The sequence below is a fragment of the Bacillus sp. FJAT-18017 genome (assembly GCF_001278805.1).
In the GTDB taxonomy this organism is placed as follows: domain Bacteria; phylum Bacillota; class Bacilli; order Bacillales; family Cytobacillaceae; genus Bacillus_D.
The window spans coordinates 717,372-730,366 of record NZ_CP012602.1 but is presented as its reverse complement, the minus strand read 5'-3'; the positions used below and the strand labels follow the sequence as shown (position 1 = coordinate 730,366).

Genomic DNA, 12,995 nt, shown 5'->3' with positions numbered 1-12,995 from the left:
AGCATGGAGGGAATCAGGTGTCAGGAATAAACGTTCAAATAAACAATGTTGATAAAAGATTTGGAGATTTACAGGTACTAAAGGGCATTGATTTAAAAATAAACCCAGGTGAATTTTTGGCGATTGTCGGAAAAAGTGGCTGTGGGAAAAGTACTTTGCTCCGTTTAATAGCTGGGTTGGAGACAATATCCAATGGGGAAATCCTGTTTGACGGGACCCATTTGAAGGGCCTGCATCCCGATACAAGAATCATGTTTCAGGATTCCCGCCTGCTTCCCTGGAAAAGTGTTTTGGATAATGTCCAAATTGGTGTTACTGGCAAAAATAATAAAGCTGCTGAGAACTCTCTATCCCATGTAGGTCTATTGGAAAAACAAAACGAATGGCCTTCTGTTTTATCAGGAGGGCAAAAGCAGCGCGTATCGTTAGCAAGAGCGTTGGCTGGAGAACCAAAATTATTACTATTAGATGAGCCTCTTGGTGCCTTGGACGCCCTTACTCGTTTAGAGATGCAGAATTTAATAGAGCAATTATGGTCTGAGGAAAACTTTACAGCTATTCTTGTTACCCATGATGTTAGCGAGGCAGTACGGTTAGCGGACCGGGTAATCGTGATTAAGGATGGCGGGATTGAGCTGGACACAGCAATCCCATTGGCAAGGCCAAGAAATGTAGATCAAGAATTTATCCATTATCAAAATATCATCCTGAATAAATTAATGCAGGAATAGTAGGAGGAGAGAGTATGAAAGCAAAGTCAAAATGGATATTAAGCTGCCTTCTTATTTTAATCGTGGGGATTTTGGCAGCATGCGGATCAGAGGATAGCAGTTCTGGGTCAAATGGTGAAAAAGGATCAACTGTGAAAATTGGCTATCAAAAAGGCAATACGTTAAACATTTTAAAGGCAAGAGGTACATTAGATAAAAGACTTGCCGAAGAGAATATAACAGTTGAATGGTCAGAGTTTCCAATAGGAACTGCTTTATTAGAAGGATTGAATACTGGTGCGATTGATTTTGGGCATGCATCCGATGCAAATGGGGTCTTTTCACAAGCTAGCGGTAAAACGAGTGTATATGTCGCGTCTGATACACCTTATCCAAAAGGAGTAGCTTTAGTCGTTAAAGAGGACTCGCCAATTAAGACTGTACAGGATTTCAAAGGAAAGAAAATAGGGGTGACCAAGGGCGGGAATATGCATTACCTGCTGGTCAAAGCCCTGGAAAAAGAAGGACTTACGGTTGAAGATGTAAATCTTATTTATTATAAGGATTCAGCAGAAGGAAGAGTTGCCTTTCAATCTGGTGAAATTGATGTTATTGGAACCTGGGATCCATTCCTGGCTGTACTAGAATCGAGTACAGCAACAAGAACAATTGTAAACGGTGAAAATTTAACACAAAATCGGACATTCTATTTTGCCTCTGAAAATTTTGTAAATAACCATACAGACACGATTAAAATCATATTAGACGAACTGCAGAAGTCAGATCAATGGGCAAACGATAACACCAAAGAAGTAGCGAACATCTTATCCAAAGAGCTAAAGATTGATGCAAAGCCACTTGAAATTGCGAATGGCAGACGAGACTTCGGAGTTCTTCCTATTGATGAAGAAGCTGTTAAGGCACAACAAGACTTAGCGGATACATTTTTCGGCTTGAAACTATTCCCGGAAAAAGTTGATATTAAAAAAGTGACAGAGGAAAATCCCAACTGGTATCCAGAATCCGTAACCTCGAACTAATTTAACATTGCTTATGAACTACCGCTACAACAACCAGTTGGTTGTTTGTAGCGGTTTTTTGTAAAAGCCGTCGCCAATGTTTATCATTTTAATCACCTTTATATCAACGAAAGCAATCAAATTAATTTTTAATAAGCGAAGGCAGCTCCCTTAAGGTTTAGCCGGCTTCTTTTAGAACATTTTCCCTAAATCTTCTACATGTCTAGATTGTACAATACTTTTCCGTTTGTTGATCAATTACTATCCTTTCTTTAATCATGTTCTGCTCGTCCTTAAGAAACAAAAGCTGACCGGAAGCAAGTTCCGTTTAGCTTTTGTTTGGTTAACTTTAGTTTCCTTTACAATTAAACAGCTACGGCTGAAATTTTCTTTGCAGTTTCTTTAACTTTTCCAACCCTTCTGCAATGATTGCCTAGCTTGATCAGGGTATGTATAGAATAATACCGGGAGCCTGTCTAGCTGCGGCTCCTAGAACTTTTACTAGGGATTTTCATTCTACAACGCAGCCTGCAGACATACGTAAAAAAGGATTGGCTTGTATAAAAGCCAATCCTAATTTCTTTTACATTTATAACGTTACACGTGTACCCGTTTTACCTTCAAGTGCATCTTGAAGCTTGTCCATAGATGTAATGATGACGTTTTTTCCGCCTTTTTTCAAAAACAAAATGGCTGCTTCGATTTTCGGTCCCATACTTCCTTTTGGAAAATGTCCTTCTTCCATATAACGTAATGCTTCATCAACTGTCATTTCCAATAGGTTTTGTTGTTGAGGAGTACCAAAATGGATTGCTACTTGCTCAACGCCAGTTAAAATAAATAGATAATCGGCATTGATTTCAGCTGCCAAAAGCGCACTTGCAAAATCCTTATCAATGACAGCATTCGTTCCCTTTAGCATGCCGTTTTCTTCGATAACAGGGATTCCGCCACCGCCAGCTGTAATGACCGTAATTTCTTTATCAAGCAATGCTTCAATTGCGTCTCTTTCAACAATTGTCACCGGCTTTGGAGAAGCAACAACACGTCTGTATCCTCTGCCGCTGTCCTCAATGTATGAGATTTTTTCAGTTTCCAGGACTTTGTCTAGCTCTTCTTTTGTATAAAATGGTCCAATTGGTTTCGTAGGATTAGAAAAGGCTGGATCATCCTTAGAAACAACAGCCTGTGTAACAATGGTCGCAACTGTTCTCCCGATATTGCGTTCAACCATTTTATTTCTAAAAGCTTGCTGAATTAAGTAGCCTAAATTTCCTTGAGTCTCAGCATCTAAAACATCAAGTGGATAAGCTGGTACCTCTGATTCAGCCATTTGGTTTTTAATTAATGAATTGCCAACTTGCGGCCCATTCCCATGAGTAATTACAACCGTATTCCCCTGTTCAATTAGCCCTAGAACAGGCTCACAGCTTTCATCAATATTTTTTTTCTGTTCTTCAAGTGTACCCTTTTGACCCTCTTTTATAATTGCGTTTCCGCCGATGGCTAAAACAATTCTGCTCACTAATATCTCTCCTGTATGCATTGACTTCTTAGCTGCGATTCGTTTTTTACTAACAAGTATTTGACACTTTCAGTAAAGGAGGAGAGGAGTTCTGTTTAACTTTCCCTCTCCACAAATAATGTCCTTATTCTGCTTCAATTAGGCCAAGCTTCACTGCGTAAGCATCAATAGCTTTTTCAAAGCATGCTAATGGAGCACGAACGGTACCTGCACCGATTTGCCCAACACCTGCTTCTTTATGTGCAATACCAGTGTTAATAACTGGCTCAATTCCAGTTTCTACAACTTTTCTTGCATCGATTCCAAGGCAAGACCCTTTGAAATCCCAAGTTGGAATAGAGAAGTTAGGGTTATTATCAATACAAATTTCCATCATCTCATTGCTTGTTTTAAGAGCGTCATCAAAACCGCCAGCACCTACGAAACGTGTTACACCAGGAGCTGCGATCATTGCCATACCACCTACTCCGAATGTTTCAGTGATGGCACTGTCCCCCATATCAGGGCAAGCCATATCTTGATCATAGCCTGTAAAGAATAAGCCTTGTGGTGTATTAACAGGTGCAGTAAACCATTGGTCACCCATACCAGCAATGCGGATGCCGAACTCATATCCATTACGGCACATTGCTGTAACAACTGTACCATGTTGGATTTGTCTCGCTGTATCCATTACTGCCTTGGATGTTGCCATCGCAATGTTCAAGAAGAACTGGTCTGTATCTGCCAGGAATTGGATAACATCTTGTTTATCATTTTCAGAAGCATCTGTTTTCAAAATATATGGAGTGATTTCTTTTAAGAAAATTAGTGATCCAGCAATATTACGTTGGTGGAACTCATCACCCATTGTAATTGCTTTTGCCATCATCACGTTAACGTTCAATCCGTCACCTTTTACTTTAAGCGCTTTTGAAAGGACAGGACCCAAAACATCGCGGAACCATGCAAGGCGGTTTGTTACTTCCTCTGAATAAGCACCGAAACGAAGTACTTTCCCAATCCCTTCATTCAATGTGCAGTATGCCTGGTTTCCGCCATCTTGATTTTCGACAACTACAAGTGGCATATTTCCGGATGTAATTCCGCCCATTGGTCCAACGGCATTTACATGATGGCAAGGGATGAACTCAACTTCACCATTTTCAAACAGTTTAAACGCTTCATCAGCGTTCGCTGCCCAGCCTTCAAAAAGGGCTGCCCCTACACAAGAGCCTTGCATCGGGCTAGTCATATTTTCCCACTTAATAGGTGGCCCTGCATGAAGCAGGACCTTTCCGTTTAACTCTTCAATCACTGATTTTGCAGGAACGACATCCACTAAAAATGGTGCGCCTGATACAACTTTATCGATTACTGCGCGGTTTGCTTCATCAATTGTTTTAAATTGTCCGTACATTTTGCTACCTCCTGATTTTCACGTTAGTGTAATTTCCGATTGGATTAACGAAGAACACTTAGAACTTTCCGCATTCTCTCGTTTCCGCCAGCCACTGGGCGCCAGTCGAATTGTACAGCCCGGCCGCCATTGTCTGTAATGGCAGATGCAAAACTCTTCAAGCCAACGTTGATAACATTTGGTTTCTCGTTTAACAATTTATCGATGGCAGGAGAAACGCTAATTTCTGCTTTTGCAGCCGCATTATCAGAAACCAGTTCTTTATCCTTCTCTTCAATCCGGATATCAAGCATAGCAAGAGCAGTACGGATTGCCTGGTTATTACTGTCTCGAATAATGACACCAGCTTTTTCAAGTTTTGACTTTTGCTCCTGGATGTCTTGCGGGTCTTGCTCAGTGCCACATACAGTCGCAACAAAGTAAATGTTTCTGCCGTTTTCACGTGCATTGCTCTGGATCTTTTGAATAGCAGGAATCAACGCACCAGCCATGTCTTCATGTGAACCGTAGCCGAGAACCACATCAAAAAGAATAATCGCTGTGGACTCATCCTCTGCAGCCTTTTTGAAGAATTCAACTCGTGTTGCCGGGTCGATCATTGGATGCGGCTTTCCTTGAGTATACATATCGTCACCAAGGTCAGCTACTTCATTGCCGTTTGCTTTTAACAAGTAACCTTCTTCATGGGAATCACTCTTGCCAAGGCTAAGACCTCTGCTGATGAGAGTAGCCGCTTCGTATCCCAGTGTACCGCCGGAATAAAGGCCTTTAATTGTCTTTTGTTCAGGCTTCAAGTCAACAGCCGGTACATCACCAATAAGTTGATTGTAATTTGCTTTTACAGGATTTCCTTTTGCAAGATCGACTGCAATTGCTGCTGTTTCTTCAAGGGTATTTGCATAATAGATGTTGCCCTCATGATTATGCGGCTCTTCACCAAGGAAAATAGCCACAACAGGTTTTGACAAGCTTTGAAGCAATTCAACGACCTGGTCACGCACTTCTTTTGCAGGCGGCTTGGAAACAATCCCGATTACTTCCGTCTGGTTATGTGCTGCAAGACCTTTAATTGCATCCATCATGGTGATAGCGCCAATCTTATCAGATAGGTCGCGCCCGCCGGTTCCGATGGCATGAGTTACACCGCCGCCAAGTCGGTCGATTTGGACAGTTACTTCCTGGATACCTGTTCCGGAAGCTCCAACAATTCCGATATTACCCGGTTTAACCACATTTGCGAACGCAAGCGGTACGCCGGACAAAATTTCTGTTCCACAGTCAGGTCCCATTACAAGAAGGCCTTTATCATGGGCTTTCTCTTTGAGGCGGCGCTCATCTTCAATTGATACGTTGTCACTGAAGATCATGACATGCAGATCATTGTCCAGTGCTTTGTCGGCTTCTTCTGCTGCGTATTGTCCCGGTGTTGAAATTAAAGCGACATTTGCACTTGGCAAAGCCTTAACCGCTTTATCCCATGTACGCACTGATTCAAATTGTTCTTTGCTGCTGCTAATTGATTGGTTACTTAGATAATTATCAACCTCATCAAGTACTTCCTGAATCTTTTCTTCCATGTCTGTATCAACAACAATACACATATCATTGGCAGCAGCTTTTTCAAGCTCTTCTGTGTAAAGACCAGAACTTTTGAAAATATCTTTATTGGCCGGAGTTCCCATCATAATTTGAACCTTGTTAATTCCGTCCATTGTTGTAATTTTATTTGTGAGAAGCATCAAGTTAACTGAATCCTGGTAGGAATTCTCTTTTATAATGGTATAAAGCATTATTTTGTTCACCTCTTAATGTATTTTTCCTAGTTGTCTGAAAAGTGGCGAAATTGAACAGCAATCGCCATGAAGAAGGGTGGTCACTCGTGGGAGCCCACCCTTCCTGTTTCTACTTTTACTTAGCAAAAGGACTTTTGTTGTCATACGCATTGTTGTGCACAACATCTGAATTTAAATACTCATAAATATGATCGACTATTTCAATGCCGTCCTCTTCATATTTCTTTTCCCTTTCAGCACTTCTTTGCCCAGGGTAAGAAACTTTATCAAAGCCAGGAGCAGGCTTAATGTTATTAAGATCCTTCATCGTAGCTGCAATGCCTTCTTGGAATGCCTGAAGGTTTGTGAAAAATTCAGGATTAATAACAATATGAAGTTGTCCAAGATTTCGATACTCAGTCAAATCGTGATACATGGAAGATACCTTGTTTCCAAACGGAAGACCAAGCAGGATTCCAGATAAAACATCAACCATCATCATAAGCCCGTATCCCTTTGGACCAGCAATAGGTAATAATGCATTTACTTTAAATGGATCTGTTGTTGGCTCTCCGTTGCTATCAACAGCCCATGTATCAGGAATGGATTCATTTTTCGATCTAGCATGAAGAATTTTCCCCCAGGCCTGTACGGTGGTCGCCATATCAAACGTGATATGCTTCCCGTCCTTCCCTGGTGCAGCAAAAGCAATTGGATTGGTACCGTAGTAAGGCTCTGAACCGCCATAAGGAACAACCATCGGATCTGATTGACAAACAGAAATACCAATCAAATTCTCGTTAACAGCCTGTTGGACAAAATAAGAAAGCGCACCACTATGGCCGATTCTCCTAACACCTACCACAGCAACCCCATTTTCTTTAGCCATTTTTATTGCTTCATCCATCGCTACTTTTGCTCCGACATGTCCCGCTCCATTATCACCGTCAAAGACTGCCGTGCAAGGGCCCGTTTTTTCAAACTTAAATTCGGGGTTATTATTGATCCCACCCTTAGCAATTCTTTCGGCATAATATTCGACACGCATTGCACCATGAGAGTGGATACCCCTAGCATCAGCATGAGCAAGCACATCTGCTACGATGGCAGCATGCTCTTCTGTTAATCCAGCCTTCTGAAGCTTTGTTGCCATTAAATTCTTCAATTGGTCTTTAGTTAATCTCATTCCTTTTCACCCCTTACGCCTAGCTGTATTGAATCTATCAATTATTTTGCAAATGGATCCTTATGATCATATTGATTGTTATGAATGACATCCGAGGTTAAATATTCATAAATATCATCTACGATTTCAATGCCATTTTCATTGTAATCTGCTATGACGAAATCATTATTCTGTCCAGGGAAAAGAACCTTTGAAAACCCGGTTGCAGGTTTGATTTGATTCAAGTCGTCCATTGTTTGCGATATATCCTTCTTGAAGCCAGTTATTCCTGTAAAGAATTCCGGATTAATGACAATATGGAGTTGACCCAATTTCCGGTATTCAGTTAAATCTTCGTACATAGATGAAACTTTATTTCCAAACGGAAGTCCTAATAGGATTCCGGATAGTACATCAACCATCATTGCCAGGCCATAGCCTTTAGGGCCTGCAATTGGCAACAGCGCGTTCACACTGAACGGATCAGTTGTCGGTTCCCCGTTTTTATCCACTGCCCATGTATCCGGAATCGACTCATTCTTTGATCTGGCATGAAGGATTTTCCCCCAGGCCTGGACAGTTGTTGCCATATCCAAAGTAATCTTTCTGCCATCGCTGCTCGGAGCAGCAAAGGCAATAGGGTTTGTACCATAATAAGGCTCGGCTCCGCCGAATGGAACAACCATCGGGTCGGATTGGCAAACCGAAATGCCAATCAGATCCTGATCTGCTGCTTGGTGAGTAAAATAGGATATCGCTCCGCTATGGGAAATATCCCTGACCCCAACAATTGCAACGCCACTTTCTTTTGCCATTTTAATTGCTTCGTCCATAGCAAGCTTTGCAGCGGCATGGCCATTGCCGCCATCACCGTGAAAGATGCCTGTTGCTGGTCCGGTTTTCTCAAACTTAAAGTCAGGATTTGTATTTATCCCGCCCTTTGCAATTCTTTCAGCATAGTACTCCACACGCATTGCTCCGTGGGAATGAATTCCTCTTTCGTCTGCAAATACAAGGACGTCCGCGGCTATCCCGGCGTGTTCCTCATTAAGGCCTGCATTATGAAGCTTATTTTTGATTAGACTATTTAAGTCCTCTCTTTTTAATCTCATGGTGACACCTCTTCGTTGGCAATATTATAATGATGCATCCCGATTACAATCTTTTGAGTAAACATATGTCAGTGGTTCTCTTCCAACTGCATATGCAGCCTGATGGACATAAGGTCCCATAAAGATGTAATCGCCTTTTTTAACTGGAATCCATTCGTTATCCAGGTTATACATACCTTCTCCAGACAAGAGGTATGCACCATGCTCCTGGACATGTGTTTCAATAAATGGATGGCTAGCTGCAGGGTCGAATGAAAGGATGTGGAAATTCATATCGAAATCGAGATCCATCGGCAATAGATCTTTTATATGAACGTTATGCATCTCATCGTAGTCCCTATATTCGATATCATTTGCATGACCGGAAACGGCCCATGGCTTACGGCCTTCTAATGGCTTATATTTTTGTTTGTAAAGGAATAGACGAGAATCCCCGGATTCGACGTTTTCCAAGTACATTTTTACTCCTGGAGGGCAATATAGATAGCCGCTTTCTTGTAAAATATAATCCTTGCCATCGGCAGTTGCCTTTACTTTTCCGCCTAGGACGTAGACAAATGACTCAACATCTTCCTGCCCACAGAACCCTTCGCTATTCTTGCCGCCTTCATGCATTGTGATGATATAATCCACAAAGCTTGCACCCAGTTTCGGTGAACCTAAAATGGACATTGTGCAATTTTCAAATCCAGGAACAACGTTGTTCACTAAGCCTTCTGGTGCAATTAGAGCATATTTGCCATGTTTAATAATTGACCTGCTTGATAGTAAATCTTTTGGATAACCCATCTTTACATTCTCCTCTATATACGAATTTTTAATAAAGGTTTAATAAACCTAATAATAACAAGCTGGAATGACCATTCTTATTCCTTATATCCCAATTCATAAAGGGCACCAATGAGTGCCTTAACACCTTCCGCCAAATCGGCCGGCTTTGTATATTCCATCGGGTTATGACTTATTCCTTTTAGACTAGGTACAAATAGCATCGCTGTTGGTATAACCGGTGCAAAAATTTGAGAATCATGGCCAGCGCCGCTATGCATCAACTTATAATTTAGACCGTTTTCTTTACATTGTTTTTCTATAAGCCCAACAACCTCTTGATCCATTGGGACCGGATCAGCATCCATCCACATATCGATTACCGTTTCAACATCGTGCTCTTTTGAGATATCATTGATTCTTGCGGTCATTTTTTCCGTAAACGAAACAATCGCTTCTTTATCGGTATGACGGACATCAATCGTGAAAATAGCTTTTCCTGGCACGACATTTACAATGTTTGGCTGAGCTTCAATTTTACCCACTGTTGTGACAAGCGGATCCCCGGTTTCCTTTGCCATTGAGATAATTTCATATATCATTTGGCTCGCTGCAAAAACCGCGTCTTTCCTGTAACCCATTGGCGTTGTACCAGCATGATTGGCCTCACCTGTTATTTCAACCGTATATCGTCTTTGGCCTACAATACTATGAACAACTCCAACAGATTTTCCTTCAGTTTCTAAGACGCTTCCTTGCTCTACATGAACCTCAACAAAAGATTTCAAGTCATTGCGCGGCCCTATTGATTCGTCCTTGAAGCCAAACCCTGCCTTAGACATTGCTTCAATGAATGGAATACCATCAAAATCTGTAATCGTTTCAACGTCTTCACGTTTTGCTAAACCAACAATGTTTTTTGATCCCCAAAACGTATAAGGAAAACGGCTTCCTTCTTCTTCTGCCATTGAAACGACTTCAATGTTTCGAAGTGGCTGACCGAACTGTTCTTTCAAGTATTTTAATGCCAATATGCCTGCAACAATTCCATATGCTCCATCATAGCGGCCGCCGTTTTTTACAGTATCAACATGCGAACCAGTCAGAACTGTTTCATTTGTATTTTTTCCTTTTAATGTGCCAAATAGATTTCCAACCTCATCAAAATGAACTTCAAGATCCTCGTTTTCCATCCATTCCTTTAACGCATTTTGTCCCTCGACCCATTCTTTTGAATAAAGCAGACGTGATACTCCACCTTCAGGATCCATCCCGAATCCGCCTAACCACTCAAGCTTTTGAGCCGTTTCTTCAGCCAGTACATCAAGCTCTTTACCAGTTGCTTTTAGTATGTTTCCCAACTTCCATCTACCTTTCCCTCTTTATGTAAAACCTTTGGATTTAAACATTTTCATATTAACGTTCATTATTATCTCAATGGAGGCTATTCCTTATCCCAGCAGACTACTTTTTAATCCAAGTCCTATTGGCGCCTATCTATAATTGTAAGCGTATCGCATGATTAAGTCTTTATGACTTGTGGATAAAGATAGTTATCTTTCTTGTCCAAAATGGATAAAAAACGTTTCATCTGGATAACAAAGGTAATTATTCACCCTAAAAAATAGAAAAAACCGACCCTGTTCCAGAAATCTGGGGAATAGAGTCGGTTTTTTTCTTATCATCTGACAAAGGCAGAAATAAGGACCTATAGATTTTTGATATGATCATTATCTCTCCGTTCAAGATTAAGACTCTTTTTGCTCTCGTTGAAGAAATTCATGAATCTTTAGCCCAACCCTTACGGACAACATTTCTTCTGAATCCTCAAAGTTCATACCAGTAATTTCTTTTATTCTATCCAAACGGTAAATGACAGTTTTATAATGAATATATAGAAGTTTGGCTGTTTGGGCAGCGTTTTGGTTGCATTCCAAAAAGGTTTGTAATGTGTTAAGCAAATCGGCCTTATTTGCTTGTTGGTATGAGAGCAATTCCTTCAGAGATGAAGGAATAGACTGATGCAAGATTGACGGGTCTTCAATATAGCGTAAAAGTCTAAAAATCCCTAATTCTGAAAAGGCAGTTATTGATTCTATGCCATTAATTGTTTCCCCTAAATCCAGTGCATCATGTGCTTCCTTATAGCTTTTAGGCATGTCTATAACACTGGATGCTATATTTCCTATCCCCACTTGAATGACAATGTCTTTTACTTGTTTTTTTATCATTTCTAGAATGTCATGTGAAGTTTTCTTTATTTGCCCCATCCAAGAAGAATCATGATTGCTCGTTTTCTCTACTTTCCAAAGAACAATAAATATATTGCCTTTATTCGCAACAATTCCATCAGGCAAGTAATGATGAATGGCTTCGTTAACCACGAAATGGCTCCGATCCGAAATCCCTCTGTTAGTTAGTCTCTTTGAACCCGTATCAGTAAAACGATTTATTTTGAATAAGACAGCAACAAAAATACCATCCAAATCCCAGCCAATCAGTTTTGCCTTCTCGTAGATAGCTTCTATCGATTGGATATTCCCGCTTATCAGCTCTTCAATTAGGTCAATTTTATATTTCTTCTCAACCTCAGCAACAGCAAACTGTTTAACAAATTCGAGAGACAAAGATGTTGCTGCGTTTTCAACAGCGATTAAATCAAGTTCCCCTAGCGATTTATTCATTTCGCCAATTAACAAATACTTTCTATTGTGATTTAGCGTATCAATCGGAACGACAATTTGGTGGCCCATTATGTTGTCCAATTCCGGATACTTCACAATTTGCCGATAATGAGGGAATTTAATTCCCTCGGTCTGTCCGTAAACATGAACTTTTTCAACCATTTCAAATGTTGCCAGAGATGGAAGAGTTGACACAATACAACGGAAATTCCGGTCATAAAGAGCAACCGGATTACCAATTAACTTCTCAAGCGTACTGATTATTTTATCTGGTCCTTGGTCAGCAAGTGAGAGAGCGGTAAATTGATCATGAATTTCTTTGTAGTACTGCAGTTTTTTTACTTGATTATTGAAAAGTTCTCCCATTATCGGATACATGACATCAACAAAGAGGGTCTCTTTAGGCAGCTGAATGATTGGCAGCCCGAATTTTTCACCCGCTTCAATTAATTGGCCCGATATCTCAGTATCAACCTTTTTTATGACAAGGGCACTAACCCCTTTTTTTGCTAATTTATTGATGAACTCTTTTTGTTCCATTTCACCAAAGGAGCGAATTGAATATAGGCTAGTTAAAATTACTTCCCCACCTTTTATCCATTTTTCAATATCAGGTGCTTCCATAATGGTCACACCTTCAATATTATTATTTAAATAATTTCTCCCCCCTAAGACTACAGCGCCATTAAGGGATTCCATTTCCAGCATATCTCTTACTTTAAACTCCATCTGCCGCAGTCCTTTCCTCTTAGATTAATATCTCACCTATCGAAATATCCTTCTAATTATTATACAATAATAATGTTAGTCCCTTAAGAGCGGGATAAGATATACTAATTTA

10 protein-coding genes are annotated in these 12,995 nt (G+C 40.5%); 2 read left to right on the top strand and 8 right to left on the bottom strand.

The features are described from left to right. The first annotated feature begins 17 nt into the window (after positions 1–17). Together AM500_RS03350 and AM500_RS03345 are read left to right on the top strand one after the other, a co-directional pair. Positions 18–731: an ABC transporter ATP-binding protein gene (locus AM500_RS03350; RefSeq protein WP_156319737.1), complete on the top strand. Its 714-nt coding sequence runs from the start codon at positions 18–20 to the stop codon at positions 729–731. A 14-nt stretch (positions 732–745) separates the two neighbouring features. Then, positions 746–1,750 carry a sulfonate ABC transporter substrate-binding protein gene (locus tag AM500_RS03345; RefSeq protein ID WP_053597938.1) on the top strand — a complete coding sequence of 335 codons (1,005 nt, stop codon included), beginning with the start codon at positions 746–748 and terminating at the stop codon, positions 1,748–1,750. 568 nt (positions 1,751–2,318) lie between these two features. On the opposite strand, the gene arcC is transcribed toward AM500_RS03345, so the two are convergent. The 8 genes from arcC to AM500_RS03305 all read right to left on the bottom strand — a co-directional run bounded on the left by arcC (position 2,319) and on the right by AM500_RS03305 (position 12,883). Next, on the bottom strand, positions 2,319–3,254 hold the full coding sequence (gene arcC, locus AM500_RS03340; protein WP_197282657.1) for a carbamate kinase: 936 nt from the start codon (positions 3,252–3,254) through the stop codon (positions 2,319–2,321). A 124-nt stretch (positions 3,255–3,378) separates the two neighbouring features. Further along, positions 3,379–4,653, bottom strand: coding sequence for a YlbE family protein (locus AM500_RS03335; protein WP_053597936.1), 1,275 nt, complete (start codon positions 4,651–4,653; stop codon positions 3,379–3,381). Between the two features lie 44 nt (positions 4,654–4,697). Then, positions 4,698–6,443: an acyl-CoA synthetase FdrA gene (fdrA, locus tag AM500_RS03330; protein ID WP_053597935.1), complete on the bottom strand. Its 1,746-nt coding sequence runs from the start codon at positions 6,441–6,443 to the stop codon at positions 4,698–4,700. Between the two features lie 118 nt (positions 6,444–6,561). Beyond that, positions 6,562–7,611: an ureidoglycolate dehydrogenase gene (gene allD, locus AM500_RS03325; protein ID WP_053597934.1), complete on the bottom strand. Its 1,050-nt coding sequence runs from the start codon at positions 7,609–7,611 to the stop codon at positions 6,562–6,564. Positions 7,612–7,652: 41 nt separating this feature from the next. Beyond that, positions 7,653–8,702 (bottom strand): ureidoglycolate dehydrogenase, encoded by a 1,050-nt coding sequence (gene allD, locus AM500_RS03320; RefSeq protein ID WP_053597933.1) that lies wholly within the window; start codon positions 8,700–8,702, stop codon positions 7,653–7,655. A 24-nt stretch (positions 8,703–8,726) separates the two neighbouring features. Beyond that, entirely contained in the window at positions 8,727–9,491 is a 765-nt protein-coding gene (allE, locus tag AM500_RS03315) for a (S)-ureidoglycine aminohydrolase (protein WP_053597932.1), read from the bottom strand. 77 nt (positions 9,492–9,568) lie between these two features. After that, positions 9,569–10,831 carry an allantoate deiminase gene (allC, locus tag AM500_RS03310; RefSeq protein ID WP_053597931.1) on the bottom strand — a complete coding sequence of 421 codons (1,263 nt, stop codon included), beginning with the start codon at positions 10,829–10,831 and terminating at the stop codon, positions 9,569–9,571. Between the two features lie 387 nt (positions 10,832–11,218). After that, positions 11,219–12,883, bottom strand: coding sequence for a PucR family transcriptional regulator (locus AM500_RS03305; RefSeq protein ID WP_053597930.1), 1,665 nt, complete (start codon positions 12,881–12,883; stop codon positions 11,219–11,221). Positions 12,884–12,995: the final 112 nt, after the last annotated feature.

Bases quoted from the DNA above. Each gene is read 5' to 3' on its own strand.
- AM500_RS03345 (WP_053597938.1), top strand. From the start codon at position 746: ATGAAAGCAAAGTCAAAATGGATATTAAGCTGCCTTCTTATTTTAATC.
- AM500_RS03335 (WP_053597936.1), bottom strand. From the start codon at position 4,653: ATGTACGGACAATTTAAAACAATTGATGAAGCAAACCGCGCAGTAATC.
- fdrA (WP_053597935.1), bottom strand. From the start codon at position 6,443: ATGCTTTATACCATTATAAAAGAGAATTCCTACCAGGATTCAGTTAAC.
- allD (WP_053597934.1), bottom strand. From the start codon at position 7,611: ATGAGATTAACTAAAGACCAATTGAAGAATTTAATGGCAACAAAGCTT.
- allD (WP_053597933.1), bottom strand. From the start codon at position 8,702: ATGAGATTAAAAAGAGAGGACTTAAATAGTCTAATCAAAAATAAGCTT.
- allE (WP_053597932.1), bottom strand. From the start codon at position 9,491: ATGGGTTATCCAAAAGATTTACTATCAAGCAGGTCAATTATTAAACAT.
- AM500_RS03305 (WP_053597930.1), bottom strand. From the start codon at position 12,883: ATGGAGTTTAAAGTAAGAGATATGCTGGAAATGGAATCCCTTAATGGC.